Source organism: Rhizorhabdus sp. P4_G6, assembly GCF_056401045.1.
In genome coordinates, this window is record NZ_JBFUKC010000006.1 from 74,569 (window position 1) to 100,515 (window position 25,947).

The following is a 25,947-nucleotide window of genomic DNA, read 5'->3' on the forward strand; positions in this document are numbered from 1 at the left end:
GGCCCCCTCCACCCGCGTCATTCGCGCTGGTGGGATATCCACCGCAGCAGCATGCCGATTACAGATGTCAGCATGCCTGCAATCAGGCAGCCGGACATTAGCGGGTCCTTCGATGCCATTTTCCACGAGACCAGCCCAAGCAGAGCGACGCTTACCGAGGAAATGAGGTAACCGAGCGTCTTGATCGCGGAGGGGCTCAGCGCCCCGCCCGCCTCGGTCTTGGATTGATCGCCACTACGCAAGCTTGAGCCCCTCCTTATTGGCCTGCGCGGTCAGGGCGGCATTCTCGTCATCGCTCAATGAAGAGCGCAACGCAGGGAATATCCGGCTTTCCTCCAGCTTGATATGCGCATCGAGATCGCCGCGAAAGGCCGCGACCTTGCCGAGAAACTCAGGCGCCACCTTCGGCATCCTGCCCAGATCGTAGAGATATTGCTTCACATAGCCATGATCATGGTTGAGCTTGTCCGCATCCGCCTTCTTCGCGCGATCGCGTATCGCAGGATAAATCACATTTTCCTCTGTGAAGGCATGCTTGCTCAGCGCATGCTTGAGCTGCGCCAAAAGGGTGCTCCGCCTGCTCGATTGGGTGTCTTTGGTAGCCTGAAGCTTGTCGAAGATACCGAGCACCAGCGCGTGCTCGGCTTTCAAGGCTTCCAGCCAGTCCCCGGCAAGCAGGCCCGACGCCTGCACCACCGCCTTGCGGCTCAGGGTGATTGCAAGGCCGGCCGCCAGGCCGGCTGCCGCTGCGCCTACGACGGCCGCTGTTCTGGGCTTGACCGACCCTTTGACGCGTCGCGTTGCGGTGGCGGCCGTGTTGCGAGCGGTTCGCGGCGCCGCGGCAACCTTCCGGCCGGCGGATACAGCGCCGCGCTTTACGGTCTCGGTCGCCTTACCCGCAATCTCAACGAATTGCCCCTGCGCTTTGGCTGCCGTTTCGGCCAGCTGCTCCGGCAGCTTGCCTACACGCGTTGCGAGCGCGGATGCTTGCTCCGGGGCAGCACGCTGGCCCCGCCGCGCCTCGGCCCTGGGTCGTCTGTCCGTACCTGCGGGCTTGCGGGGGGTCGCCCTCCGAGCCTTGGGAGCGCTGCGCGGAGCGGGCGAACCGCTCTCTCGACTATTGCCCCGTGCAGCGACGGCAGCGTCGAGCTTCTCGCGATCGTTGCCGATCTCATCGACCAGTGCCCGGGCGTCGGCACGGCTGAGCCCATGCTTCTGCGCCAGATAATCGAGCTCATAACCCTCGCCCTCGGCGACCTGCGAGCGGTCGCCCTCCCCCTGCTTGTTCTTGTCGTCCGCCATGTCGATTGCTCCTGCCTGGGCATGTGGTCTCGTAACGCCAGGCGTGGCGACGGGTTGCGAGCGGCAAGCGATTAATCGGACACCGATAATCCAAATCAATGTTCACACGACGCGCTGGATCATGCCGAGGGCCTCGGCCTCATTGGCTTCCATGTAGATCCGGCCTTTCCCAGAAAGACGAAGCGCCGCTCACGCGACAGATCGCGATGGAAACGGATATCCTCTCCATCGTCCGCGCGACCTCCGGATCGCCGCCCAGGGTGGACAGCTCCACCACCACCAGCCCCTCCGCAGGCGCTCCGCTCAGTTGGTCACGGAAGCTCCTGTACATCGCATAGTCGACGGTGCCCGACAGCAATATCGCTGGCGAGCGGAAGTCGGCCGGGTTCAGCGCCAGCTCATGCCCGCCGCGACAGCGGCATGGTCAGGCAGTGGACGCCGCCGCCGCATTGGGTGAACTGATCGATGTGCAGCGCTTCGATGGTGAAACCACGATCGCGCAGTTCGGCGTTGATGCGTTCGTTGGCGGCCGAAGATATCACGACGCCGTCGCCCAATGCGAGCACGTTGCAGCCCAGCTGCCGCGCCTCCTTATACTTCACCGGGATCAGCTCGATGCCATAGACGCCGAGCCGGTGAACGAAGCGATCGTCGAGAACATCGGTGCAGGCGAGTGCCCGGTTCCGCCCCACCATACTGAACTGCGTGTCGAGATGAAGGAAGTGAGGATCGAAAGGATAGATCAGCACATCCCAGCCCTGCGCCCGGAAGATTTCAGCGACCGCTTCCGCTCCCACCTCGTCGGTGCGCTCTCCCGAACAGCCGACGATCACCAGCCCCGGGCGAACCACCGCAATATCGCCGCCCTCGACCGTCCCTCGCCGAACCTTCGCGGCCAGCGGCGCACCGAGACTGCGTGCGAAGCGCAGCGCATGACCCGCCTCCCCCTGCCGGTGCGCGGCCGCCGGTCGCAGCGTGATCAGTCCCCAGGGCGTGGTGACGACCGCGTCGCGGGTGAAGCACATGTCCGGAAGCTGCTCGTCAGGCGGGAGCAGATGGCAACGCACCCCATGCCGCTCCAGCACCGCCTGCAGCGCCGCGTGCTGGGCGAGCGCTTCGTCGATCGAAACCCTGAAGCCATTGCGGAGGCTCTCCTGGGTGACCGAACAGCATGGAATGGGTGCGAGATGGGAAGGTCTGCAAAGAAGGACGTCGGTCAGCCGATGAACTTCGCTCTCGACGCTGCACCGCGAAAGAGCCGGCCGCCACCAACCGCCGAGATTGATTGGAATTTCGAGCTTCATTGGCAACTCCATGGAAGCTCGCAAAATCACCTGGGCAGGCGAGTTGTTCCCTCTAACCTGGATCATACAAGCCATTGTGAAGAAACCACTTCATGGGCGCCGCGTTGTTCCGGCATGGCCTCATTCGTACAATCGGGCACCGCGACTTCTTCCTGCCGGGAGTCAGACCAAGCGCTCCTTGCAGTGCTCAGGTTCCTCGACGAACAAGGCTACCGCTTCATAACGCCCACGCCGGCGACGCATGCACGGGTGTTGCGACGGCCGGAGCGGCAGCAAGCCCGCAACCTCGCCGATGCGCTGGGCTGGAGCCTCCCATTCGCACCGGCGCTGCTCGACGCAAGATTGTTCGATATGCTCGTCGCCGCCGACGCTCTGCAGCCATCGCCGGACGGTCAGCTGAAGAGCCGCTACCGCATATCGTGGCTGCGCGGTGTGCTTTTCCTCCACTCCGCCTATCCCACCGATGCAAACGACGCGGTCTTCTTCGGCCCGGACAGCTATCGCTTTGCGGATCTGATCACGAGCGAACTCGACGGCTGTCTACATCCTGCGGGAGCGATGCTGGTGGACATCGGCGCCGGCGCCGGCGTCGGCGCGATCACCGCCGCCCGCCTCTGCCCCGACCTCCGCGTGACGATGACGGACATCAACCCCGATGCGCTGCGACTGGCGCGGATCAACGCACGCGCCGCAGGCATCCACGCCGGTACCGTCCTCGCCGCGAATCTCGACGGCGTCTCGGGTTCGCCGGATATCGTGCTCGCCAACCCGCCCTACATCGTCGACTCCGCGGGCCGCGATTATCGTCACGGCGGCAGGATGCACGGCGCCGAGGTGGCGCTCGACATGGCGGCGGCGACAGTTGGCAGGCTCTCGCGAGGCGGTCGCCTCATCCTCTATACCGGCAGCGCGATCGTCGACGGCGGCGATCGCTTGCGTGCGGCGCTTGGCGAATTGGCCGCCGACCATGACTGCTCGATGCGGTACCGAGAGATTGATCCGGACATGTTCGGCGAGGAACTGGACAATCCGGCCTATCGCAACGTGGACCGCATAGCGATCGTCGCGGCGATCCTGACCAGGAATGGGTAGCGGAATGGCCGTTACCGACCAGAAAGGCCCCACCGCGCCCCATCGTGACAGCGAGCGCGGCAGCGTGGGGCTGCTGATCATCGACATGATCACGACATTCGACTTCCAGGGCGCTGACGCACTGCGCTCGAAGGCCCATGATACGGCAAAGGCCATCGTCGAGCTGAAGCGGGAGGTCGAGTCGCTGGGCCAGCCTTCGATCTATGTGAACGACAATTTCGGCGAGTGGCATTCGGAGCGCTCGAAGCTGGTCGAACGCTCGCTCGAGCAGGCCAATCCGGTCTCGGAGATAATCAAGCCCGACGAGCAAGATTATTTCATTATAAAGCCGCAATTCTCGGGCTTCTACGCCACCAATCTGCAGGTCCTGCTGCCCAAGCTAGGCGTGAGCCGGCTGATCCTGAGCGGGATCGCCACCGATATCTGCATCCTGTTCACCGCGGCTGACGCACATATGCGCGACTACGCGATATGGGTGCCAGAAAATGCCGTCGCGGCAGTCTCGGACGATCGGCATCGATGGGCCCTCGAGATCATGCGCCAGAGCATGGGGGCGGAGACGGCACCCACGACCGCGCTCTCGGTGAAGGACTGGACCGGCCGACTTGATCGATCGGCCCGGCGCTAGATCAACTAAGTCTCGTACCCTACGAAATCTATCTCCTCGATGCCCATATCGGAACCATTCGAGGAGATCGAATGCTTAGAGCACGCCGCGCGCCTTCATGACAGTCGCCAAATCGTCGATCGCCGATGCATTGAGATAGGTTCGCGCCGTTTCCCAATGGTCGAGCCGGATCGGCGCCGAGACGTTAAGCGAGCAGCGCTGCCGATACTGGACATCCAGCGACAGGAAGCGCTGGATCTGGGTCACGAGCGGGCCGACCGTCATCGTCGGGGTAACGAAAGGCGAAGTCAGTGTCGCCGATTTATCGACCGAGATGCTTTCCATGGCTCACCCTTCATCGGCATCGTTGATGAAGTTGAGATTTAGTACAGCTTTTCAGAAGGATGCTGACATGAATTAAGATAGGCTATCCGTTCATCGCTGGCGATGAAGGAGATACCGCACCTGAAGACAGCGGGTTTGTGCCGGCCGCTGTCGAAAGGTTGGCGTCCAGCGGCAGCATGATATGACGGGTAAGCGCGCGGAGCGTCAGACCAGGGCGGCAACCACCTTGAAGATGCCGGTCCACAGCAGCAGCGGAGCCACCACGTAGAGAGAGATTCGCGTTGCCGAAAGCCTGAGGTCATAGCCCGGCACCAGCACCACATTCCGTTCGACGCGCTGCTGGAGCGCGTGAACGGGCGAAGCGATCGGGCCATCGCCGTCCTGTGTCGGACGCGGCCCTGCGCGGAGTGCCGCCTCTACGATATCGGTCGTCTTGAACTTGGGAAGGGCCATGTCTCACCTCTGACAATGGCCTACGGTCCAACCCGTAAACAAAAGATTAATTTTCTGCGGTCAAAAGCGCGCAATGTTCGGCGGGCTGCGCTCGTGCGCCGAATATGCTGCTATGCGGCAAATGAGCGATCGGGTATGATCGTTACCGCGTGAGCGCTGAATTTCAGGCGAGCATAAATGTCATACCTTCTGCTTATGAACGCCCCTTCGACTGCTACGTCAACGGAGAAAAGGAGCATGTTTTTGGGAACTTCGCCGGGGCCGGAGCGGATCCGACATCCGCGTTGGGCGACGGACGGTTGAAGGTGTCGAGGCCCAAGGCCCGGCGGTGGTGCAGGCTAGGCTATCACCGCCGCACCGCGGTCAACTGGCACCAGGATCGCGCCTTTTCGGAGTGCGGCTATTGCGGCCAGGATCTTGTGCGTTCGCGGCGCGGCTGGCGCGGAGCACGTCAGGACGAACTTCCGGAAGAGTGGCGAACCCATCGGCATGTCGCGGAGCCTTCAGGCGAAGGGCGGCTGCGCTGGATGYCGATCCTGGCCGCCAGCATGCTCGTCGTGGTCGGCCTGGCCCTGTTTGCAACGCTGCAATTCGCTTGATTTCGCCGTCCAGGATGCCGAGCGCCGCGGACGCAATCCGCAGGCAAACGCCCCCTTTGCACGCCGAATGTCGTCGAGTGGAACTTTAGCCGCCCTGACGCCGTTTTGTAACGACCTGAAAATGGCCGCCACAGGCCGTCGGGGGTGAGGATAGCATGGGACGGGATCGACCTGCCGAACTACCGCGAGCGGACAAGGCACTGGCCGGCTTGCTGGCCGGGCTGCCGCTCAGCCTGCTTCTGTGGGTGGGCATCGCCACAATTGCCGTCAAAGTGACGTAACCCTCACGGCCGCCACGCCTCGTTAGTTCATGACTGGATGGCTACCCAGGTCGGACCGCGCGACGCCTGGCGTATGTGAAAGCGATAGCCGATCTGCTCCAGGCGCTGCCAGGACATCACCGTAGGAAAGCGGCTATCGAGGACGAGCGTGGTCTGGGCACCGCCGCGGGCGACATCGATCGTCAGCACGGTGTGATAGGCACGCTGCTCGGTCCATGCCGTAGCCAGGCGGACAGCCGAAGCAGGCCAGCCCATGGCCATCAGCTTTTCACGGGCGGCCAAAGCGATGTCCTCGCAATCGCCGGCCTTCGAAGCGACCTGCCAATATTCGGCGCGGCCGAACTCCTTGCGATCGTCTACCGCGTGGATCTGCCGCACGCTGGCCTGAACCGCCTGGAGTTGCTTCAGATGGCCTTCATCGAGCTGGACCACCTTGCAGGATGGATCATCGGCATTGCGGCCGCAGAAGTCCATCCATCCGGCAGGTGGCATGACGAGGCCGCCGTCGCGCATGGCCGACGCGCCCTGCGTCGTAGTGGTGCATGCCGAGAGTGTGAGTGCGGCGCCGAGCGCCAGCGCGACATTGCGAGTTGCCTTGCCGATAGCGCGCCGGGCCGTGTCGTCGATTTTCACTGCCATGATCCTGATCCGCCTGTTTGGTGTGCGGATCCTGATCTACCGATGACGGGTCAAAGCATGGCTACCAGGGCTGGTTATCAGCGCGTTAGTTACGATATAGTTGCGGGAGCGGATTATCCGATAGCCGGGCGTCGCGGGCTGGCTCCGCGCGACGCCGTCCGCTCGAGGCTAGAAGAAGCGTTCGGGAACGCGGATGATGTCGCCCGGGCCGACATGGTCGCCAGGCGCGGCCACGGCTTCCTTCTTCGCAGGATCGCTGGCGCGGACGATCAGGACCTTGTCCTTCTTCGCCCGGTAGGTGTAGCCCCCGGCGAGCGCAACCGCATTGAGCACGGTCATATCGCTCACATACGCATATTTGCCCGGATCCTTGACCTCTCCGATCACGTAGAAAGGCCGGTAGTTCAGCACCTCCATCGCGACCGAGGGGTTCAGCATGAAGCCGCCTTCCTTGAGCCGCTCGGTGATCAACCTGATCACCTCGGGCACGCTGCGGCCCGCGGCGGCGATCGTCCCGATCAGCTGGATCGAGAGATTGCCCGATCCGTCGACCTCATATTGACCGGATAGCGTGTCCTCATTGTAAACGGTCAGGCGAACCTTGTCGCCGGCCCCGAGGATATAACCGGTCGTGTCAGGCGAGCCGGCACTCGGCAGCGCAGACTGAACGACCGCCTGTGGGGCAGTCGATTGCGCAGATGCCGGGCTCAAACCGCCCGCCAAGAATATCGCTACACAAAGCAAGGCTGACACAAATCTCTTCACGGCCGATTCCCGCCCTAGAAAATGAACAGCGCTCTCTATACTGTAAGTTTATCGTCATGTCCCGCTTGCCATTTGCATTTTTCCGACGTCGCGCGCTGCAACCGCCGCGGCTTCCGTTGCCTGACGGTCTTCGCGTCTACGCCATCGGCGATATTCATGGACGGCTTGATTGCCTGCTGATGATCGAGAGCGCCATCCGCCGCGATCTTCAGCTTCGGGGCAATTCCGGGGGGCAGGCGATCGTGATCTTCCTGGGCGATTACATCGATCGAGGTCCCGATTCGCGTGCGGTGATCAACGTTCTTCTCAAGGGCAGGTTCGCAACGCTGCCCGCGCGCTTCCTGCTCGGTAATCATGAAGATGCGATGCTCCAGTTCCTCGATGATGCCAAGATCGGCCCGGCCTGGCTGACCCATGGTGGCGTCGCCACCTTGGCGAGCTATGGCGTGAAGCCGGTCGGCCGCGAAGGCGAGGACCGCATGGAACAGCTCCGCAAAGGCCTGATCGAGGTGCTGCCGACCGAACATGTGACCTTCCTCAAGTCGCTCGAGCTAACGATCGAACTGGGCGGCTTCCTGTTCGTCCATGCCGGCGTCCGCCCCGGCCGGCCGCTGGTCGAGCAGCGCCGCGAAGACCTGCTGACCATCCGCGAGCCCTTTTTCGCCGCGAAAAACCTTCCGTGGCGCGTCGTGCACGGCCACACGGTATTCGATCGCCCGATCGTCGGGCCCGACCGCGTGTCGCTGGACACCGGCGCCTATGCGAGCGGAAAGCTGGCCTGCGCGGTCATCGAAGGCGACACGGTGGATATCCTCAACAGCTGACGGGTACGGCCGCAGGCCGGGCTCAGGGTTGACTGGTTTCGCCCGGTCCGCGAGCCGACCGTTGCTCCGCTGCGGGCTTGGGCGGGTCCGACCAGATGCAGATCAACATCGTCAGCGCGATGAACGGGCTCATCAGCAGGTTGCCGCCGCCAAACAGGAAGATCATGATCAGCAGCAACGGCGCGATACCCAGGTCACGCCTCCAGATCGCCCCTATGAACAGCGCGAAAAAGGCGAGAAAGCCGATGACGCCATAGTCGATCAGCAATTTCTGGATCACGCCACCGCTGCCGAAGACGTAGAAATCCGCTCGATCGGTCGCACCCGGCCCATAGCCCACGATCGCCCGGAACTCGTCGATCACGACGTCGACGACCTCGAACTGCGATACATAGCGCGCATAGCCGCTGGTTCCGGGCGTGGTGAACTCACTGAGCCTGTTGATCAGCGCGTTGAACTCGCTGGGAAATGCCAAGCCCACGCCCAGGGCCAGAACGATACCGACGGCACCGAACAGAAACAGCCGCCCTGCCTGCTGCGCGAAGAAGATCATGTAGAAAGGGATCGCCAGCGCAAGGCAAAGCGCGCCTGTTCCGGATCTGCTGACCAGATAGGCCAGCGCGTAGACCGGGATATATTTTACCCTCTGCAGAACGAAGAATTCGAGACAGACCGCCAGGACGATGATCTGCGAGAACATCGACGGCTCCAACAGGAAAAGCCCGTTCGCCCGCCGAACCGAACTGCCGTAGCGCAGGATGGGATCATAGTTGAAGCGGCTCTCCACCAATATCGGCTTCAGGAAGCCGAGCGTGTTGGTGAAGGAGAAGAAGCGGATGCCGCCGAACTGGAGTATATATTGCGCGATTCCACCGATCGCGCAGATCCAGGCGTAAAACAGAAAGATTTCGATCGAGCGGGATGTGTCGAACCGCTTGGTGGGTTCGAGCGTCAGGAACATATAGTTCGCGATCAGCCCGACCGGGGACAGCAGGCTCAGCGACGTCCGATTGTCCGGATATGAAAAGGCGATCGCCGAACTGAGCGCCACCGATCCGAGAAAGGCCATGAAGTGCACGGTGGCCGATGTGCGGAATCGCGCCAGGCCGGTCATCAATAGCCAGAACAGCGCGATCGCCATGATCGGCAGCGACACGAACAGGATGCTGTGTCCGAATACATGGCCGAACCGCTGCAGGACGAGGCAGCCGATGAAGCCGATGTGCAGGAACATCCTGCTGGCCTGGCGATCCCACTCCGAGATCGAAGAGACCCGAAGCTCTTCCGGCGGAGCCGCCGCCTGTCCAGGCGCCATCGTCGCGAATTTGCTACTCATAACGACCCTACGCCCACCGAGGGGAAAACGAGTAACAGCGCCCCTACGCAGGCGCAACCGGCCAAACGCCGCCGTTTTGCCCCGGAACGACCCATTTACGATCTTTTTTGCTGCAAGCGCGAAGATATCGTTTTACATGCGGTGTCTGGGGGCAATCGCTGCATGATCGAACGGAAGTCCAACATAAACCTGACGATTCACGGGGCGCGTGGATTGTTCTCCCTGATGGTGTTCTTCTTTCACGTCGGCAATTCGGGTGTTCACGGCTTTAGTGGCCCGCTCGGCAGATGGGCGCTCGACTGGCTGCTTCTGCCGCTGACTTTCGGCGTTGAAATGTTCTTCGGTATCAGTGGGATAGTTATACTCGGCGCACTTCCGCGCGCGCGCTCGATGGGCGCTTTCGCGTGGGATCGCATGACACGAATCTATCCCGTCCTGTGGATAACCACCCTCGCGATCTCGCTGGTTCTCTTCTCCGGAAGCGTGCAGCGCCGCCACGGCTTGCCGCCCCTCGGCGACTGGCTGCTCAATTTCCTGGCGCCACCGCCCTTCTTCAATATTCCGCTGGTGCACATGGCCGCCTGGTCGCTCGGCTATGAGTTCACCTTCTATGCGCTGATGGGCACCGGCTGGTATCTGCAGCGGCACAGGCAATATTGGGCGGCGGCGCTGGTGACTTTGGTCGGGCTTGCCCTCCTGCCCTATTATCCGCGCGGCATGCTGATGGTCGCAGGCGTGCTGATAGCGCTCGGCCATGGACGGTCCGGCCTTATCGCGCGCTGGTCGCGCTTTCCTGCCCTCAACATGATCGTCGCGATGACGCTGTGGCGATATGCCGCGATCAAGATGGGCGGACACAACACCGATCTCAGCCTGCTTTACATGTCCTTTACCGAGTGGGTCGCATGGGTGCCGCTTCTCCTGCTGACATTCGCTTTCGGCAGCGTGTCGCTGCTGGGGCTGGCGGAAGGCAAAGGTCTCATGAGCCGTCTCATGGAGACCAGGTTCATGCAGTGGATGGGCACGATCAGCTACAGCTTCTATCTCTGGCATCCGGTGGCGCTCGCCGGGATGAAGCAGTTGTTCCGCTGGTCGGGCGGCTTGTCGCAATGGGGCGGCGAGTGGACCCCGCTGCTGTTCGGCCTGTCGGCAATCGGACCGGCGCTGCTGATGTCCCATGTCAGCCAGCGGCTGCTCGAGGTACGGCTTACCAAATGGCTTCGCAAGCTGGGCCCCGACGGCCGCGCCGCGCACGCGCCGGTCGCTGCCACCGTGACCGGCGGCTAGGAAATGACCGAACTTCGCGGCCTGCTCGTGGTAATTCCCACGCTGAACGAACTGCATCATATCGCGCAGGTGCTCGGCCAACTGTCGGCCGGCTTGCCGGATATGCCGATCCGTTTCGTGGTGGCCGACGGCGGTAGCACCGACGGCACCCAAGCAGTCGTAAAGGAGATCGCGGCCCGTCGCGACGATGTCACCCTGATCCATAATCCGTTGCGTCTTCAGTCGGCGGCCGTGAATCTCGCCGTGGAGATGTTTGGAGGCGAGGCCGATCTGCTGGTCCGCTGCGATGCCCATGCCGATTATCCACCCGGCTTCCTCGCCGATCTGGTCCGCTCGCATGCGGCGAACGAAGCCGACGCCGTGGTGGTGCCGATGGATTCGGTCGGGACATCCTGCCTGCAGCGGGCGATCGCCTGGGTGTCCGACAGCAGGGCGGGATCCGGCGGATCTGCACATCGCGGGGGCCGGAACAGCGGCTTCGTCGACCATGGCCATCACGCCCTGTTCACGATGGACAGTTTCCGGCGCGCGGGCGGCTATGATCCCAGCTTCAGTCATAATGAAGATGCGGAGCTGGATTGCCGCCAGCGGGCGCTGGGATCGCGCATCTTCCTCGATGCGGGAATTCGCCTGCGCTACGCACCGCGTACGACACTGCGCAAACTGGCCCGGCAATATTTCAACTATGGCAAGGGCCGATCCCGGACCGTGCGGCGCCACCCGGAATCGCTGCGTGCCCGGCAGTTGGCGATACCGGCCCATGTCGGCGTGTCGGTCACGAGCCTGGCGCTATCACCCGCCGATCCCCGCTTCCTGGCCTGGCCGCTGCTCTATGCGACGATATTGGTGGCGGTATCGCTGTCGATCGCCATGCAGCGGCGATCGACATGCGGACTTCTTGCCGGCATTGCCGCCGCGACCATGCACTTTGCCTGGGGCTTCGGCTTCGTAGCGGGGATGCTACTGGTCCGCGAGCGGAGATGGCAAGCTGCTGCCGCGCGACGGGATGCGGTTTCGTGAAGGTCGCGCTGATCGACCCATCACTGTTCACCTGGCCCTACGATATCGCGCTGACGCGCGGATTGGTGGAGAACGGGCACCGGGTAACCGTCTATGCGCGCAAGCCGCCGGCCCCCCTCCCCGCCGACGAAGCTCTTCATCTGGATCCGCACTTCTACAAGAGCCTCGACGGTGCCTGGGCGACGCGCATTCCCGCAAAGCTGTTCCTGGCGCTCAAGGGCTTCAGCCATATCGCCTCGATGCTCAGCCTGGCCGCGCGGCTGCGCAAGGACCGGCCGGACATCATCCATTTCCAGTGGACCCCCCTGGCGATCGTCGACGAGCGGATGCTGGCGCTGTTCCGCAATATCGCGCCGATCGTCTTCACGGTCCACGATTCAGCGCCGTTCAACGACAATCCGAAATCGAAGCTCCAGCGCATCGGCGCGACCGCCATCATGACCCGCTTCGATGGCGTCATCGTCCACACCGAGAAGGCCGAGCAGCGCGTGCTCGGCTACGGCGTCCCTGCGGACCGCATTCGCCGCATCGCGCATGGCTTGCTGGACCAGGTCTTCCCGTCGGCTGCCGCGGCTGCCCCCAAGCCCGCCGACGCCCCGGTCGAGCTGCTGCTGTTCGGCCAGATCAAGCCGTACAAGGGCACCGAACAGCTGATCAGGGCAATCGCGGGGTTGCCCGCCGAAATCCGTGCCCGATGCCGCCTTCGGATCGTCGGGCGGCCACAAATGCCGATGGAGCCGATCTTCGATCTGGTCGAGACGTTCGGCCTTGGCGACCGGGTGCTGTTCGATCTGCGCTTCGTCGAAGACAAGGAGATCGGAGACATATTGCAGGCCGCCGATATCCAGATGTTCCCCTACACCGAGATCGATGCCTCGGGCGTCCTGATGCTGGCATTGGGCGTCGGCAAGCCGATCATCGCGTCCGACATCGGCTATTTCCGAGAGCTTCTCGAACATGGCGTGCACGGTGCACTGGTGCCGCCCAACGATGTCGATGCGCTCAGCTCCGCAATCCACAACCTGGTCGACGACGCCGCGCTGCGCCAGGCCATGGCCGCCAATGTCGCGAAGCTGTGCGACGATATCCCTGGCTGGGCGGCGATAGGGCGTAGTACCAGCGAGCTCTACCGGCATGTGATCGCCCGCCGCGGGCCATCGCAAGCCAGCGCCCCTCAACCGTAATCGCCGCATTGCAGCATAGGCGTAAAAAAACCAATCGGCGCGTGGACCTGTGACGCGGATCACCACGCCCGCCCGAGTCGCAGCCCATAGACTGTCCAGCGTGTAGCGATTCGGGACATTCGCGGGGGAAAATCTACCATCAGGAAAACGCTGGCGATCGGGGTGATCGGCCTGTTTTACATTGGCGGGCCGACAGCGTTGTCAGCCGAACGCTCTGTATTCCCAACAAATGTTATCGATTCGGGCAGAGCACATCGGCTCATCGTTTCTGGAGCGCGCCGAAGGCTTGGCGCCTGTTGTGATTTCGCGATTGCAGCATCGGGAGACTTCAGGCAGTTTATAGTGGGGGCATTGTAGTGCCGGACGGGGGAGTATCGGTTGTGTACAGGCAATTCCATCTCGAGATGGAGGGCGATGGCGTTCGGGCGGGGTCCAGCTTCACGAGGCCGGCCGCGCCGGCACCGATTGGCCGCCAGGACATCGCCGTTCGTGTTCTCGATATCGCCATCAGTCTGACCGCTTTGATCTGGCTTGCACCGTTGCTTCTCATGGTGGCGCTGTTCGTCAAGATGAGCGACGGTGGCAGCATATTTTTCGCGCAGTCCCGGGTGGGCCGCGGCGGCAGGATGTTCCAATGCCTCAAGTTCCGCACGATGGTTGTCGACGCAGAGGCGCGGCTGGGTGAACTTCTCTCGACCAATATCGCGGCACGCGCCGAATGGAGTCGGGACCACAAGCTTCGCAATGATCCAAGGATCATCCCGTTCGGTACGTTTCTGCGGAAGTGGAGCATCGACGAACTTCCGCAATTCATCAACGTACTGCGCGGCGACATGAGCATCGTGGGGCCCCGTCCCATCGTCCCGGGCGAGGTCTATCGCTACGGACGATATATCCATGCCTATCAGCAGATGCGTCCGGGTATCACCGGGCTCTGGCAGATAAGTGGACGAAACGACGTTTCCTATCGGCGGCGGGTCGCCTGCGACGTGGTCTATTCGCGCAGGAGGACGATATTCCAGGACGTGCGAATCATTGCGATGACAGCCGTGGTCGTGCTGACGGCGCGCGGATCTTACTGACAATTTTCCAGCCATCCTGGTTGCACTGCAACATGGTCAAGCCGAGGCAATGGCAACAAGCGTGTCCGATCATCAATCGCGAGTTGCTGTAAATAAAGACTTATTTCGGCCGAGTTCCGACGTCGAACTCACCGGCTGCAAATGACGCAACCGCAAAAAAACGCTGGATTTCGGCCAATACTCATCTTATTAACAAAACCGTAACGTTTAGTGTCTGTGTAGCGGGTAAGGGGAAGCATCATGATCAGCAACAAAGTGCAGGTTACTGGTATCTTGGCCTCCGTGCTCGCCATGGCCGGCATGGCCCTTCCCGCGATCGCACAGGATGCCGCTGTTCCGGACATGTCTGCGCTCGCCACCGCAGCGCCTGCAGCCGTGACGACGATCGTCGCCGCCGCCGTCACGGCCAATCCGGGCGCCGCCTCGGCGATCGTCGGCGCCGCCGTCGTTGCCGCGCCAGGTGCGGCCCTGCTGATCGTATCGGCCGCTGCCGGCGTTCCGGGCGTCAACGTGGCCGGCCTCGTCGCCGCCGCACTGAACAACATGACTCCCGCGGCACGCGCCGCATCGGCGGCAGTACTGCTCGCCGCCGCCGCTGCCGCCTCCGGGCAGTCAATCGCCCTGCTAGCCGCTTCGGTGGCAAGCGCGGTGACGGGCATCGGCAGTGCCGCTGCCCTGGCGTCGGCTGCAGCCAGCGTCGATCTGACCGCAGCCCTGGCCGCCGCCGGAGCCACCGGCAGTATCGCAGCGCCCGACACGGCAGATGCCGCTGGCGACACGCCGCCGCCGGAACCGGCTGCGCTGAACGACGGCAGCCAAACGGCTCTGACTGCCGCCTAAGCGGCGCCAGCTACCGATGCTGGCCGGGGGGCAAGCCCGGTCTGCTCAACTCTTTTGGGGGAAAACTCGTGGGCGCCTATCGCTTGGGTTCCGCATTGCTTGCGGCTACATCGCTCTGGACATCTGGTGCCTGGGCGCAGTCGGCGTCGGTAATCCCGCCGGTCACCCCCGCGAACTCGTCGATCGGCGCCCCTGTCGAGCGTGACCGCGCCGTCGAGCCGACATCGCTGGATCCCGTCGGTGCGCATTTCGGCGCCTTTACCTTCTACCCCAAGTTCGATGCCGCAGCGACCTATGACGACAACATCTATGCGCTGCAGAACAAGACCAGCGACACGATCTTCCGTCTGTCGCCCAGCTTCAAGCTCGAAGGCGACGCCGATCCGTACAAGCTCAACTTCTACGGCGGAGTCGATCGGCTGATCTACGCCAAGAACGGCGGAGAGAACCACACCGACTGGCGCGGCGGCGGCCGCGGCACCCTGGAGTTCATGCCGGAAACCAAGGTCACGGTGAACGCAGGCTACGCCAAGAACCACGAAGATCGCGGCGATCCCAACTCCAACTCGACCAATGTTTCGCCCACTGTCTATTACCGCACCGATGCCGGCATCGCTTTCGATCGCTCGGCCGGGCAGCTGAAGGCGGGACTGCGCGGCACCTATTCGCACAGTAATTATAACGATGCGCGCCAGATCGGCGGCGGCCTGACCAATAACGATGACCGCGATCGCTCGGATTATTTCGTCGAGGGCAAGGCCGGTTACGAGTTCTCGACCGGCTATTCTGTCGTCGCCCGCGTAGCCTATGACAGCATCGTCTATAATGACCGGATCGACGACACCGGTTTCGACCGCCATTCGACCGGCCTGCGCGGCAGCGTGGGCGTCGCGTTCGAGCTGACCCAGGTGCTGACGGGTGAGGCGACCGTCGGCTATCTGAGGCGGCAATATCGCGATCCGCGCTTCAACGACCTGAAGCGGTTCGCCTATAATGTGGCGGTCGAGTGGTTCCCGACCGAACTGACTTCGCTGCGCTTCACGATCAACAACGCGCCCCAGGAAACCGTGTCGCGCGGCTATCGTGGCTACATCGCGGATACATATTCGGTGCGGGTCGAGCACGAATTGCTGCGCACCCTCAAGATAACCGGGACCGTGCGGTACATCGTTAACGACTATCTGCGCAACACCACGATCGTCGTGCCGGCCAAGACGGAAAAATATTATGGCGCCTCGGCCGGCGTGAAATATACATTGAATCGCAACATCTCGGCTATAGCGGGCTACGACTACAACAAGAAGAAGTCGACCTCCACTGGAGCGGGATCGGAATTCGTTCGCAATAAGGCCTCGCTGACGGTAGTGCTGCAACTCTGAATTCCCCGTTTTTCAGTCTAGTAAGGCGTCAATGGCCCAGTCCCCCAATTATCTTGCGCAGCCCGCCACGGTCTCGCAAATCGCCGAGCAGAGCATTGCCGACGTTCTAAGGTTCCTGCGGAGGCGGTGGATCTATATCGTCGGCACCACGCTCGCGGTGGGGCTGATCGGGACATTGGTCGTGCTTCAGGCGACTCCGCTATACACATCGGAGTCGTCGGTCGCCGTGGACGCGCAGAAAGCGCAGGTCGTCAACGTCCGCGACGTCACGGGTGACCTCGCCCCGAACCAGCAGGAGATGGAGACCCAGGCGGCCATCATCCGCTCGCCCAAGCTGTTCAATCAGCTCATCGACCGGATGAAGCTGGAACAGGATCCCGAGTTCAATCCGCGTGCCATCCGCACGGGCAAGCCAAGCTTCACGATCTTCAATCCGCTGACATGGTTTGGCAGCAGCTCCGAGCCCGAAGGCAAGCTCTCGCCGCGCAAGGTCGCCGAGCGCCGTGCAGCGCTGATCTCCAAGGTCAGCAAGGCCTTCTCGATCCAGCCCGAGGACAAATCCTACATCATCACCATCGCCGCCACGTCGGAAGATCCGATGAAGGCCACTGCGATGGCGAACGCTCTCGCCGATCTTTACATCCGCGACGGGATCGAGACGAAGTTCGAAGCGACCCGCCGCGCCTCCGCTTACCTGCAGGAGCGCGTCGAGCAGCTCCGCAGCGAAGCGCTGCAGTCCGATCGCGCAGCTGAAATCTACCGCGGCGCCAGCGGGCTGACCGGCGCGCGCGAAGGCGCCACCATCGACACGCAGCAATTGGCCGAGCTCAATTCGCAGCTGATCGTCGCCCGTAGCGAACGCGCAGCCAAGGAAGCCCAGCTCGGCCAGATCCGGGCCCTGACCTCGAATGGCGATACCAACGATATCGAATCGTCGGGGCTGGTCCTCGGCTCGACCCTGATCATGCGCCTGCGCGAGCAGGAGAGCGAGGTCATGCGCAATCTCGCCCAGCTGCAGTCCACCTATGGCGCGAACCATCCGCGCATCATCAACGCCAATGCCGAACTCCGCGACCTGCGCGCCAAGATCAAGGACGAAGTCCGCAAGCTGGCGGCATCGACGGCAAATGACGTCGCCGTGGCGCGTGCCCGTGAAAACGCCTTGGCCGGCAGCTTGGCGGGCCTGGAAGGCCGGGTGAACCGCGGTGGCGAGGCCGAGGTGCGGCTGCGCGATCTGCAGCGCCAGTCGGATGCCAATAAGGGCGTCTATGAGGTCTTCCTCAATCGCCTCAAGGAAACCCAGCAGAATGTCGACGTCCAGACCGCCGACGCAAGGCTGGTCGCGCCGGCCGTAATTCCGCTGGTCGCCAGTTCGCCCAAGGTGAACGCGACGATCGGCGCCTCGCTGCTGGCCGGGCTGCTGCTCGGCACGCTCATCGCGCTGCTTCTCGAGAAGCTCGACAACACGGTGCGCGGTTCGGAAATGCTCGAGGCGATGGGCGGCGGCGCGACACTGGCTCACCTGCCGGTTGTCAGCGGCGAATTCGACCGTCCCGAGGAGGTCGTGGTCGAGCGTCCGCAGTCGATGGTCGCGGAGGCGTTGCGCACATTGCGCAGCGGGATCGCGCTTTCCGATGTCGACAATCCGCCCAAGGTCATCATGCTGTCCTCGTCCGTGCCCGCCGAAGGCAAGACCTTCGTCAGCGTCGGGCTCGCGCGAGTATCGGCGCAGTCGGGCGATCGCACGATCATCATCGATGCCGACATGCGGCATCCGCGCGTCCATTCAGCCCTCGGCATCGAGAATGAGGACGGCCTGATCAAGGTGCTGAGCGGCGAGACCACCTTGGAAATGGCGATCCGCAAGGATCCGCTCACCAATCTCGACGTACTCACGGCCGGCCGCGGCGTCGTCAATCCGCCGGATCTGCTCCGCTCGGACAATATGCAGCGCCTCATCGCCTCGCTGCGCGCGAATTACGACATGATCGTCCTCGACACGCCGCCATTCGTGCCCATGACCGACAGTCAGATCGTCGCATCGCTGGTCGACAAGATGATCCTGGTCGTCCGCTGGGGCAGTACGCCGGTGCCGGTCATCCAGAATGTCATCAAGCAGATTCGCCGGGTCGATGCGCCGCTGGTCGGCTCGATCCTGAGCCGCGTCCACTTCTCGCAGCAGGCAGGATATGGCTATGGCGACTATGGCTACCATTATTCGCGCTATGCCGCCTATTATGGCACCAAGGAGTAGCCTCGCGGCTGTCGCCATCGCGGCAGTCCTGGCTGTCCTGCTGGCCGGTCTTGCAATCCCCTCGCTGATCGCCAGCACGATGACGCTGTCGCATAACGACACGCTCGAGGCGGTCCGCCTGCTTCGCAAGAAGCGCCCGGCGACCGCCGCGCTGACCGCCGCCGCCGCCGCCAACAAACGGGCCGCCGCCTTGTTCGACTCTGGCCGGTATCGGGCCAATGTCGCCGCGGCCTTGTTCGCCATGCCCGCGCCGGAACGGGCCGGAACGGGCTTTGACCTCGAAAAGGAGGTTCGCCTCTCGCTCGCTGCGGCGCCCGCCTCCGCCTATAACTGGAACCGGCTCGCTGTTCTTCGTTTTGGCCGCGGAGACCGCGCAGGTGCGCTGAAAGCCTGGGAAATGTCGGTGCTGACCGGCCGCTATGCGCCCAATCTCGTCAACAGCCGCATATTCCTGGCGGTACGGCTATTCCCCATCAAGGATCCGGTGCTGGTCGAAATGCTGGTCGACCAGGTGCACCTGTCCGCCGATGCCAGCACCGACGAGCTGGCGCGGATCGCTCATAAATCCGGAGGTGCGCCCTTCATCCAGGCGGTGCTGTGGCGCGATACGGAACATGGGCCGGCGTTCAACAAGGCCTATCGGATGATGCTGCGGAAGGATCGCTGGAAATATCGCCGCAAGATGGGGCTGCCATGATGGGCCGCTTCATTTGGCCGATCTTCGTCGGGCTCATCGTCCTTCTCCCGCTTCCGCTGGGCAGCTATAATCCATGGACCTGGAGCGCCGCCGGCGTCGTCATCGCCGCGCTTGTGATCGGCTGGTCGGCAAGCGTGCTCAAGAGCGGAGCGACCGTCGAGTGGCGCAATGCGCTTTGGCCGCCCGTCGCGATGTTCGTCGCGGTGGTGCTGTGGATCATCTTCCAGATCAGCCCGCTCAGCCCCGCCCATCCGGTCTGGGAACTCGCCGCCTCGGCGCTTGGCGAGCCGCTGTCCGGATCGATGAGCGTCGCGCCCCAGTTGAGCGAGATCGCGCTCATCCGGCTGCTGAGCTTTGGCGGCGCATTCTGGCTGGCATTTCAATATGGCCGCGACCGGGACCGCGCCTATCTGCTGTTGCGCGCCTTCGTTTATGCAGCCAGCGCTTACGCGGTCTATGGCCTGGTGAACCTCATCGCCGGCAACAAATATCTGCTCTGGTACAAGCGGACCGCCTATCTCGAAGATGTCACAGGCACCTTCGTCAACCATAACAGCTATGCCACCTATGCCGGCCTCGCCATGGTGGTGGCCGCCGGCCTGCTGATACAGACCGTTCGCCGCGCCTGGCAATTGTCCGATCCCACCCTCGCCTGGCCGGCGCGGGCGATCGAGGCGGCCAAAGGCAAGGGTACCGTGCTGATCACCCTGCTGCTGCTCAACGGCATGGCCTGGCTGCAGAGCCATTCGCGGATGGGCTTCATCGCGACGCTGGCTGGCCTGATGACGCTGGTGGTTACCGGCAAGGCGATGGGCACGCGGCGCAGCCGGCTGATCGGCTCGGGAGTCGGCCTGGCAATCCTGATTGTGCTTCTGAACTGGTCGGGGGATCGGGTGATGGCGCGCATCGACCATACCGAGTCCAACGACCGCATGCCGATCTTCACGCTCGCTGCCCAAGCCGTGCAGGGAGCGCCGCTTACAGGTCATGGCTATGGCTCCTTCGCCGCGGTGCTGCCGATGTACCGCGACGGCAGCCTGCCCTCGGACAAGGTGTTTGCGATGGCGCACGACACCTATCTGGAGCTTGCCGTCGAGATTGGCATGCCCGCCACCTTCCTGCTAACACTCAGTGTCGCATGGCTGTCGGCGCTGTGCCTGATCGGCGCCTATAAAAGGAACCGGGATGGCGTGATCCCGGCGGTCGGCTTTGCCGGAGCCGTGCTGGTGGCGACGCACGCCACCCTCGACTTCAGCGTGCAAATGCCGGCGATCGGCTGCTTGTTCGCCGCGCTGCTTGGGCTGGGCAATGCCCAGGCCTGGAGCCCGTCGCGCCGCGCGCGCTCGTCGACAGCGGACGCTGCCGCAAGCGCATGAGCACGCGCCCGCCGCGCCTGCTGATCGTCGTCCGGGGCGAGGAGAATTATGGCGTCGCCACCAAATTGCTGAGCCTCGCCGAGAGCTTCGGGCGGCGCGGCTGGCAGATCACCACCTATTTGCTCGGCGAAGGTGAATATGGTGATCGAGCGGCGCGACTGCCGGGCATGCGGATCGAGCTCGACCCTGCTCGCCCGCACCGCTTCGTCGCAGAGGGGCTCGCCAAGTTCGGCGCCTATGCGAAGCTGCTGAAGGGAAGCGCCGGCTTTGTCGGCCGGCTACGGCGCTTTATGCGGCGCGAACGCTTCGACGCGATGATTTTCTGCGAACATGGGCTCGTGCTGCCGATCGCCGCCGCGGTGCGCGGCACGAAGACGCCGGTCTTCTGGCTGATGCCCAATATCGTCAGCGGCCACTATCCCGCCGATCTCAATCGACGGCTCTATCAGGCTGCGTTCGCCTGGAGCGGGATGACCCCCGTAGCCAACAGCAGCTATACCCGCATGACGCTGGGGCGGGCCGCCGCGCGCGCGACCCAGTTCGATCTCGGCGTCGACCCCGCGCCGTTCGATCGCGACGACGGCGTCGATCCGCTCGACGGTATCGTGCCCGCCGGCGCCATCCGGCTATCGGTGATCGCACGCCTCACCGAAGAGAAGGGCCAGCTGGAACTGCTGCGCGGCCTCCTCGCCGCGAGAGGCCTGGAAGATGTCCACCTTGTCCTATGCGGCGGCCCCCTCGGATCGCCCTATGACGCGCTGCTCCGCGCAACCGCGGAGGCAGCCGGCGCGGCGCACCGGCTGCACATGATCGGGCCGGTTGCCAGCCCTGCCCCTTATTTCAAGGCTTCGCATGTCGTCGCCAACGCGCGGATCGATCCGGAGCCGTTCGGCCTGTCGGTCGTCGAGGCGATGTTGGCTCGCCGCCCTGTCATCGCGCACCGCCTGGGCGGTCCGGCGGATATCGTGGTCGATGGCAAGACGGGCTGGCTGCTCGACGCGATGGATGAGGCAAGCGTCGCGCGCGGGCTTGAGCGGATGATGGCTGACCGTGCGTGCTGGAGCGAGATGGGCGAAGCCGGCCGTGTGCGCGCACTCGCACGCTACACGGTCGACACGATGACCGACCAGTTGATCGCGATTTTTGCAGAATATGGTGTCACGGCTGCGATGGATCAGGCCGCCGCGACCAACTCCTCGTAAAGTCCCGCAAGCTTCGCGGTCTGCACCGGCGCCGAGTAGACGAGATTGGCCTCGCGCGGCGGCAGATCGACGCGCTTCAGCGTCGCGGCAAGCAGCGGAGCGATATCGACATGCGGGTGATAGCGCTCGTCGGACAGCGCGAACATCGATTGCTCCCCGAACAACGCCACGTTGCGTTGCGCGCCGATTGCGAGTTCGGTGAAGCCGGTTCGCGGAGCGACCAGGAACAATCCGGTCGCCATCGCTTCCCAGTAGGACAAGGTGAAGGTGGTGAAGATCACGATATCGGCGGCATTATACAGCCGCCGCAGCCCGTCGGTGTCGACATTGCCGAGCAGTATCTCGTTTCCTGCCGGCATGGCGTCGATCTCCCGGCGCACATCATCCGGCATCGATCCCACCAGGATCAGCCGCAGGCCTGCTTCGCGGCACGCCTTCACCACGCTGGGAATCCGCTTCTCGCCATGCAGCTTGCCCGAGACGATCGCGGTTCGCTCACCTTCGGCCAGCCCGAGCTCGCGGCGCGTTGCCGCCCGTTCGCCGGCAGCCATGTAGAATATCGCGGGGTCCGCCCCCAGCGGCGCGAATATCTCGCGGACGCCGCGCTTCCAGCTGGTTGCGCGCCAATGGTCGCGATTGGCCAGGACGGTATGTCTCACCGCCTTTACCGTCACCGAACCGATGCCGATCAACAACCGGCGAAACCGGCTGTCGACTCGGCTGTACCAGCGGGCATCGCGATCGCCGCGCTGCTCATGGTCGTACACCACCGGCTTGCCCATCAGCCAGGCGAGCAGCGCGACGATCATCGTGATGCCCTGGCGGAACTCGATGCAATGGACCACGTCGGCGGCGCGGATCGCGCGGATCGACGGCAGGAACAGCACGAGGTCGCTGACCCGCAGGAACACATGACGCCGGATCAGCGTCACCCCGGTCTTGCGAACGAAAGCGTCGTCCATCAGTGCAGGGTCGGTCACCGGCAGCTTCACGCGGCTATGGCGCCAGATCTGGCTCTGGTCCCCGCATAGCAGGGTGACGTCATGGCCCATGCCGGCGAGATTGGCCGAATAGCTATATTCGCGCCAGGTCGGCAGCTGGCTTTCGAAGAAGCCGCAACAGATCAGTATCTTCATCAGCTTTCCGCCCGCTTGCAGGGGCCGCTGGACGGCGCCGCGCCCGTGATAGCCATCGTGCCAATGCGATAGCGCAAATGGCCGCTGCGGATGCCGAAGCTGTCGGCGGCCGTCAGCGGTATGTTGCGCCAGTCGCCTTTTCCGTCCGGCGACCCGATGCCGAGCCAGAGATCATAGTCGCCCTGCTTCAGGCTCGGCGGCGGACAGAAGCGTCCTACCATGTCGATCGGCCCGCTCCATCGCGACGAGGGCTGCGATGGCCGGAAACCGGCGATCAGGGTAGATTTTCCACGCTTGTCCATCGCGACGAGATTGACGAATTGGTCGCGGATCGTCGGGGCCGCCTGCAGGCCCATGCGCAGGCTGAAGCGGCCGCCGCGCGACGGCGTGACCTTGGCGAAGATCAGATAGGATCGCGGCATGTCGCCCGGAGCCTTGTAGCGCCCTTCCGCGAGGCTCGGCGTGAACGGACTGCCGCCGCAGGTCGGCCCCGCATCGCGGCCCGAGCCGAACTGGCACACCCGGACATAATCGATCTTGAACTGCTGCGGGAAACTGGCGGTATCGACGCCGCCTTCCCCCGCCCAGCCGCCGCCGACCGCGAAGTTCAGCAGGACATGGGCCGGCGGCGCGAGCTCGCCGAACTTGTCGACCCAGCGGAAGCGGCGCGTCCACAGCTTCTCGCCATTGAGATAGGATGTCACGCTGTCCGGTTTCCACAGCAGCCCTATCGTCTGCCAGCCTTTGTTGAGCGGCGCGGCGGCGCGATAGACGCCGTGCTTCTCGGCGAAGCGGGGATTGCGGTACAGATATTCGCCGCCCTGCGGGGCACCCTTGGACGTTCGCACGGCCGAGTGGATCATGTTCGGATTTTCGTTCTTGTTCTGCACATATTCGAAGCCGTCTATCTCCGGCGGCCAGCGCGTCTCGCCATCGGCATTATAGTCGGGATTGAGCCAGAAGGCCGGGAAGACTCCCTTCGCCGCGGGCAGGAAGACCCGCGCTTCGAAATAGCCGTAATAGAAGGCTCGCCGCGAACGGATCATGCCGGACTCGAACTTGGCGCCGCCCGGCATCTTCGCCTTGGGCCGCGCGATCAGGCTCAATATGCCGTCCTTCACCACGTGATTGCCATTGTCCACGAAGCGCTGGACTTCGGTGTCGAGATAGGCCGTGGTCTCGAAACTATAGATATAGCGCGTCGCCCAGGTGGAGCGATCCAACGTGTCGCCGGAGAACTCGTCCGCGAATACCAGTCGCCAGCCATCCGCCTGCGCCGCAGCCGGCAACAGCAGGGCGAGCAGCACCAGCAGCGTCGCATGAAGCTCAAGCCGACGCAGCATCGGCCTTCCGGACGGCGCCGCCGACGCGGTCGAGGATTTCCCGTACCAGTGGCCGATCGATCAACGAGAGCGCCAGCGGATAGCTGAGGCCACCGAGCAGGATGAACAGGCATAGCCGAGCGGCAGGCGGCAGCGAATCCGCTATCAGGTGGCGAACGGCAACGATGGCCGCGGCCATGACCAGCACCGAGGCCAGCGGCGTCACGATGCCCTTGGCCTGGTCCAGCAGGGTCAGCCCGGTGCGCCGCCAGAGCATCGCTCCGGCGAACGGCGTCTGCACGATCTCGCAGAGCATCCATATGCCGATCGCCCAGCCGGGATGAGGCACGCCAAGACCGATGAACAGCGCGAACATGAGCGCGATCTCGGCCGCTATGGCCGGCATCACGTCATAGGGCCGCCCGCGAGCGACGAGCATCGGCGTCACGAACATCCGCGGCACCTGCAATATCGTCAGGCATGCCAGCGCCGAGAGATAGGGCGCGGCCGGAGCCCATTTCGCCCCGAACAGCAACTGGACCACTTCGCCGGCGACCAGCGCGAGGCCGATGAAGCAGGGATAAAGGATCGCGCAGGACAGGCGCACGGCAGCGAAATAGGCTCGGCGCAAGCGTGCTTCATCATCCTGCAGCCGCGACAGCATTGGCAGCGCAACCTGCTGGACGGCTCCGACCGAAAGCGACCAGAATGTGTCGATGGTTCGGAAGGCGACGTTGACATAGCCGGCAGCGGTCGCGCCGAGGAAGGTGCCGACGACCACGACGAACAGCCGCTTGAGCGAGAAATTGAGCATCTGCGCGCCGAGCGAGCCGATGCCGAAGCGGATCAGCACCCCAATCCGGTCCAGCCGCAGGCGCAGGCGCGGCCGATGCTCGGCGAGGATCCACAGCACCGCGGTCGCCATGCCGGTCATGATCAGCTGCTGGAGGACGAGGCTCCACACGCCCATGCCGGCCAGCGCCGCCCCAACGCCCACCACTGCGCCGGTCAGGCGTCCGGCGAGCGAGCGCATCGCCAGGCTGCGGAACGCCAGCTCGCGCCGCTGACGCGCGATGATCGTGGCCGACAGGCCGGCGAGCGGGAAGGACATGGCCAGCCAGGCCATTACCGGGCCTGCATCCGGGTTCGCCAGCTGCCGGCTGATCCATGGACCGGCGGCGACCGCTGACAGGCTCAGCAGCACGCTCACGATCATCGTCACCGAGAAGGCGCTGTCATAATCCGCATCGTCGGTGCTGGGCCGCTGGACCAGCGCATCGTGAAAGGTCTGGGTAACGACCAGCGCGATGATTTCCGTCGCGGCGAGCGCCACCGCGAACAGGCCCATCTGCGCCGGCGACAGCAAATGGGTATAGGCGATCAGGGTGATGAACGAGACCAGGGCCAGCCCGCCCGCCTCGAGCGACGTCCAGAATGCAGATCGCATAGCTCGCCGGCCGTCGACCATTGCCGTCATGACTCCCGGCCGCCATCGCCCGTGCGGATTACGACGGTTGCTACCATATCGGACATTTTGTGCAACGCATCATCCACGGCCGGCAGGGCGGCGACGAAAACGATAGTCGTTATGATCGCTCCGCGCAGCGCTGCCGGGCTCATG

General features: G+C 63.6%; 27 protein-coding genes. 15 read left to right on the plus strand and 12 right to left on the minus strand.

Translation table 11 applies throughout. The annotated features are described in order from the left end of the window. Positions 1-17 precede the first annotated feature (17 nt). From AC1DPF_RS08670 to AC1DPF_RS08680, 3 genes are all read right to left on the minus strand, one after another. Positions 18-242 (minus strand): hypothetical protein, encoded by a 225-nt coding sequence (locus tag AC1DPF_RS08670; RefSeq protein WP_477866796.1) that lies wholly within the window; start codon positions 240-242, stop codon positions 18-20. Then, on the minus strand, positions 235-1,302 hold the full coding sequence (locus AC1DPF_RS08675) for a hemerythrin domain-containing protein (RefSeq protein WP_477960722.1): 1,068 nt from the start codon (positions 1,300-1,302) through the stop codon (positions 235-237). The genes AC1DPF_RS08670 and AC1DPF_RS08675 overlap by 8 nt, the downstream gene beginning before the upstream one ends. A gap of 398 nt (positions 1,303-1,700) precedes the next feature. Next, positions 1,701-2,606: a dimethylarginine dimethylaminohydrolase family protein gene (locus tag AC1DPF_RS08680; RefSeq protein WP_477960724.1), complete on the minus strand. Its 906-nt coding sequence runs from the start codon at positions 2,604-2,606 to the stop codon at positions 1,701-1,703. Between the two features lie 183 nt (positions 2,607-2,789). Here AC1DPF_RS08680 and AC1DPF_RS08685 point away from each other — a divergent pair, with 183 nt between their 5' ends. Then, positions 2,790-3,698 carry a methyltransferase gene (locus AC1DPF_RS08685; protein ID WP_477960726.1) on the plus strand — a complete coding sequence of 303 codons (909 nt, stop codon included), beginning with the start codon at positions 2,790-2,792 and terminating at the stop codon, positions 3,696-3,698. A 4-nt stretch (positions 3,699-3,702) separates the two neighbouring features. Continuing rightward, entirely contained in the window at positions 3,703-4,326 is a 624-nt protein-coding gene (locus AC1DPF_RS08690; RefSeq protein WP_477866804.1) for a cysteine hydrolase family protein, read from the plus strand. A gap of 75 nt (positions 4,327-4,401) precedes the next feature. Here AC1DPF_RS08690 and AC1DPF_RS08695 read toward each other — a convergent pair whose 3' ends face one another. Both AC1DPF_RS08695 and AC1DPF_RS08700 read right to left on the minus strand, forming a co-directional pair. Next, positions 4,402-4,650 (minus strand): hypothetical protein, encoded by a 249-nt coding sequence (locus tag AC1DPF_RS08695; RefSeq protein WP_477866806.1) that lies wholly within the window; start codon positions 4,648-4,650, stop codon positions 4,402-4,404. Positions 4,651-4,854: 204 nt separating this feature from the next. Next, a complete protein-coding gene (locus AC1DPF_RS08700) occupies positions 4,855-5,103 on the minus strand; it encodes a hypothetical protein (protein WP_477866808.1) in 249 nt (82 codons plus the stop codon). Positions 5,104-5,408: 305 nt separating this feature from the next. Between AC1DPF_RS08700 and AC1DPF_RS08705 the strand changes: the two genes are divergently transcribed. Both AC1DPF_RS08705 and AC1DPF_RS08710 read left to right on the plus strand, forming a co-directional pair. Continuing rightward, positions 5,409-5,702, plus strand: a complete 294-nt coding sequence (locus AC1DPF_RS08705; protein ID WP_477960728.1) for a hypothetical protein — start codon at positions 5,409-5,411, stop codon at positions 5,700-5,702. 155 nt (positions 5,703-5,857) lie between these two features. After that, the gene (locus AC1DPF_RS08710; protein ID WP_477960731.1) at positions 5,858-5,983 is read left to right on the plus strand and encodes a hypothetical protein; all 126 of its coding nucleotides are present in this window, start codon (positions 5,858-5,860) and stop codon (positions 5,981-5,983) included. 27 nt (positions 5,984-6,010) lie between these two features. Here the strand turns inward: AC1DPF_RS08710 and AC1DPF_RS08715 are convergent, their stop codons facing one another. Both AC1DPF_RS08715 and AC1DPF_RS08720 read right to left on the minus strand, forming a co-directional pair. After that, positions 6,011-6,622 carry a transglutaminase-like cysteine peptidase gene (locus tag AC1DPF_RS08715; RefSeq protein WP_477866812.1) on the minus strand — a complete coding sequence of 204 codons (612 nt, stop codon included), beginning with the start codon at positions 6,620-6,622 and terminating at the stop codon, positions 6,011-6,013. Between the two features lie 168 nt (positions 6,623-6,790). Next, on the minus strand, positions 6,791-7,333 hold the full coding sequence (locus AC1DPF_RS08720) for a polysaccharide biosynthesis/export family protein (protein ID WP_477960732.1): 543 nt from the start codon (positions 7,331-7,333) through the stop codon (positions 6,791-6,793). A 110-nt stretch (positions 7,334-7,443) separates the two neighbouring features. Between AC1DPF_RS08720 and AC1DPF_RS08725 the strand changes: the two genes are divergently transcribed. Next, a complete protein-coding gene (locus AC1DPF_RS08725; RefSeq protein WP_477960736.1) occupies positions 7,444-8,211 on the plus strand; it encodes a metallophosphoesterase family protein in 768 nt (255 codons plus the stop codon). Between the two features lie 22 nt (positions 8,212-8,233). On the opposite strand, the gene AC1DPF_RS08730 is transcribed toward AC1DPF_RS08725, so the two are convergent. Continuing rightward, positions 8,234-9,547, minus strand: coding sequence for a hypothetical protein (locus AC1DPF_RS08730; protein ID WP_477960738.1), 1,314 nt, complete (start codon positions 9,545-9,547; stop codon positions 8,234-8,236). A gap of 162 nt (positions 9,548-9,709) precedes the next feature. Between AC1DPF_RS08730 and AC1DPF_RS08735 the strand changes: the two genes are divergently transcribed. The 10 genes from AC1DPF_RS08735 (at position 9,710) to AC1DPF_RS08780 (ending at position 21,868) form a co-directional block, all read left to right on the plus strand. Continuing rightward, positions 9,710-10,834, plus strand: coding sequence for an acyltransferase family protein (locus tag AC1DPF_RS08735; RefSeq protein WP_477960751.1), 1,125 nt, complete (start codon positions 9,710-9,712; stop codon positions 10,832-10,834). 3 nt (positions 10,835-10,837) lie between these two features. Further along, positions 10,838-11,854 carry a glycosyltransferase family 2 protein gene (locus AC1DPF_RS08740; protein ID WP_477960753.1) on the plus strand — a complete coding sequence of 339 codons (1,017 nt, stop codon included), beginning with the start codon at positions 10,838-10,840 and terminating at the stop codon, positions 11,852-11,854. Continuing rightward, on the plus strand, positions 11,851-13,038 hold the full coding sequence (locus AC1DPF_RS08745; protein WP_477960755.1) for a glycosyltransferase family 4 protein: 1,188 nt from the start codon (positions 11,851-11,853) through the stop codon (positions 13,036-13,038). Before AC1DPF_RS08740 ends, AC1DPF_RS08745 begins: the two co-directional genes overlap by 4 nt. Before the next feature lie 380 nt (positions 13,039-13,418). Beyond that, positions 13,419-14,120, plus strand: a complete 702-nt coding sequence (locus AC1DPF_RS08750; protein WP_477960757.1) for a sugar transferase — start codon at positions 13,419-13,421, stop codon at positions 14,118-14,120. 240 nt (positions 14,121-14,360) lie between these two features. Continuing rightward, the gene (locus AC1DPF_RS08755; RefSeq protein WP_477960759.1) at positions 14,361-14,960 is read left to right on the plus strand and encodes a hypothetical protein; all 600 of its coding nucleotides are present in this window, start codon (positions 14,361-14,363) and stop codon (positions 14,958-14,960) included. 68 nt (positions 14,961-15,028) lie between these two features. Then, on the plus strand, positions 15,029-16,339 hold the full coding sequence (locus tag AC1DPF_RS08760; protein ID WP_477960761.1) for an outer membrane beta-barrel protein: 1,311 nt from the start codon (positions 15,029-15,031) through the stop codon (positions 16,337-16,339). A 31-nt stretch (positions 16,340-16,370) separates the two neighbouring features. After that, on the plus strand, positions 16,371-18,593 hold the full coding sequence (locus tag AC1DPF_RS08765; RefSeq protein WP_477960763.1) for a GumC family protein: 2,223 nt from the start codon (positions 16,371-16,373) through the stop codon (positions 18,591-18,593). Further along, positions 18,577-19,290, plus strand: coding sequence for a hypothetical protein (locus tag AC1DPF_RS08770; protein WP_477960765.1), 714 nt, complete (start codon positions 18,577-18,579; stop codon positions 19,288-19,290). The genes AC1DPF_RS08765 and AC1DPF_RS08770 overlap by 17 nt, the downstream gene beginning before the upstream one ends. Next, complete coding sequence (locus AC1DPF_RS08775) at positions 19,287-20,666, plus strand: O-antigen ligase family protein (RefSeq protein WP_477960767.1); 1,380 nt, start codon at positions 19,287-19,289, stop codon at positions 20,664-20,666. The genes AC1DPF_RS08770 and AC1DPF_RS08775 overlap by 4 nt, the downstream gene beginning before the upstream one ends. After that, positions 20,663-21,868: a glycosyltransferase family 4 protein gene (locus AC1DPF_RS08780; protein ID WP_477960769.1), complete on the plus strand. Its 1,206-nt coding sequence runs from the start codon at positions 20,663-20,665 to the stop codon at positions 21,866-21,868. The genes AC1DPF_RS08775 and AC1DPF_RS08780 overlap by 4 nt, the downstream gene beginning before the upstream one ends. On the opposite strand, the gene AC1DPF_RS08785 is transcribed toward AC1DPF_RS08780, so the two are convergent. The 4 genes from AC1DPF_RS08785 to AC1DPF_RS08800 are packed head-to-tail and all read right to left on the minus strand — an operon-like array spanning position 21,841 to position 25,946. Continuing rightward, a complete protein-coding gene (locus AC1DPF_RS08785; RefSeq protein ID WP_477960771.1) occupies positions 21,841-23,004 on the minus strand; it encodes a glycosyltransferase in 1,164 nt (387 codons plus the stop codon). The two genes, AC1DPF_RS08780 and AC1DPF_RS08785, sit on opposite strands and share 28 nt — an antisense overlap. Next, positions 23,004-24,347 carry a glycoside hydrolase family 16 protein gene (locus tag AC1DPF_RS08790; protein ID WP_477960773.1) on the minus strand — a complete coding sequence of 448 codons (1,344 nt, stop codon included), beginning with the start codon at positions 24,345-24,347 and terminating at the stop codon, positions 23,004-23,006. The genes AC1DPF_RS08785 and AC1DPF_RS08790 overlap by 1 nt, the downstream gene beginning before the upstream one ends. Continuing rightward, a complete protein-coding gene (locus AC1DPF_RS08795; protein ID WP_477960775.1) occupies positions 24,331-25,773 on the minus strand; it encodes a lipopolysaccharide biosynthesis protein in 1,443 nt (480 codons plus the stop codon). The genes AC1DPF_RS08790 and AC1DPF_RS08795 overlap by 17 nt, the downstream gene beginning before the upstream one ends. Before the next feature lie 26 nt (positions 25,774-25,799). After that, the gene (locus AC1DPF_RS08800; RefSeq protein ID WP_477960777.1) at positions 25,800-25,946 is read right to left on the minus strand and encodes a hypothetical protein; all 147 of its coding nucleotides are present in this window, start codon (positions 25,944-25,946) and stop codon (positions 25,800-25,802) included. Position 25,947: the final 1 nt, after the last annotated feature.

Bases quoted from the DNA above. Each gene is read 5' to 3' on its own strand.
- AC1DPF_RS08715 (WP_477866812.1), bottom strand. From the start codon at position 6,622: ATGGCAGTGAAAATCGACGACACGGCCCGGCGCGCTATCGGCAAGGCA.
- AC1DPF_RS08770 (WP_477960765.1), top strand. From the start codon at position 18,577: ATGGCACCAAGGAGTAGCCTCGCGGCTGTCGCCATCGCGGCAGTCCTG.
- AC1DPF_RS08695 (WP_477866806.1), bottom strand. From the start codon at position 4,650: ATGGAAAGCATCTCGGTCGATAAATCGGCGACACTGACTTCGCCTTTC.
- AC1DPF_RS08765 (WP_477960763.1), top strand. From the start codon at position 16,371: ATGGCCCAGTCCCCCAATTATCTTGCGCAGCCCGCCACGGTCTCGCAA.
- AC1DPF_RS08790 (WP_477960773.1), bottom strand. From the start codon at position 24,347: ATGCTGCGTCGGCTTGAGCTTCATGCGACGCTGCTGGTGCTGCTCGCC.
- AC1DPF_RS08735 (WP_477960751.1), top strand. From the start codon at position 9,710: ATGATCGAACGGAAGTCCAACATAAACCTGACGATTCACGGGGCGCGT.
- AC1DPF_RS08690 (WP_477866804.1), top strand. From the start codon at position 3,703: ATGGCCGTTACCGACCAGAAAGGCCCCACCGCGCCCCATCGTGACAGC.
- AC1DPF_RS08700 (WP_477866808.1), bottom strand. From the start codon at position 5,103: ATGGCCCTTCCCAAGTTCAAGACGACCGATATCGTAGAGGCGGCACTC.
- AC1DPF_RS08710 (WP_477960731.1), top strand. From the start codon at position 5,858: ATGGGACGGGATCGACCTGCCGAACTACCGCGAGCGGACAAGGCACTG.
- AC1DPF_RS08725 (WP_477960736.1), top strand. From the start codon at position 7,444: ATGTCCCGCTTGCCATTTGCATTTTTCCGACGTCGCGCGCTGCAACCG.
- AC1DPF_RS08675 (WP_477960722.1), bottom strand. From the start codon at position 1,302: ATGGCGGACGACAAGAACAAGCAGGGGGAGGGCGACCGCTCGCAGGTC.
- AC1DPF_RS08755 (WP_477960759.1), top strand. From the start codon at position 14,361: ATGATCAGCAACAAAGTGCAGGTTACTGGTATCTTGGCCTCCGTGCTC.
- AC1DPF_RS08795 (WP_477960775.1), bottom strand. From the start codon at position 25,773: ATGCGATCTGCATTCTGGACGTCGCTCGAGGCGGGCGGGCTGGCCCTG.
- AC1DPF_RS08800 (WP_477960777.1), bottom strand. From the start codon at position 25,946: ATGAGCCCGGCAGCGCTGCGCGGAGCGATCATAACGACTATCGTTTTC.
- AC1DPF_RS08740 (WP_477960753.1), top strand. From the start codon at position 10,838: ATGACCGAACTTCGCGGCCTGCTCGTGGTAATTCCCACGCTGAACGAA.
- AC1DPF_RS08785 (WP_477960771.1), bottom strand. From the start codon at position 23,004: ATGAAGATACTGATCTGTTGCGGCTTCTTCGAAAGCCAGCTGCCGACC.
- AC1DPF_RS08775 (WP_477960767.1), top strand. From the start codon at position 19,287: ATGATGGGCCGCTTCATTTGGCCGATCTTCGTCGGGCTCATCGTCCTT.
- AC1DPF_RS08780 (WP_477960769.1), top strand. From the start codon at position 20,663: ATGAGCACGCGCCCGCCGCGCCTGCTGATCGTCGTCCGGGGCGAGGAG.
- AC1DPF_RS08730 (WP_477960738.1), bottom strand. From the start codon at position 9,547: ATGAGTAGCAAATTCGCGACGATGGCGCCTGGACAGGCGGCGGCTCCG.
- AC1DPF_RS08680 (WP_477960724.1), bottom strand. From the start codon at position 2,606: ATGAAGCTCGAAATTCCAATCAATCTCGGCGGTTGGTGGCGGCCGGCT.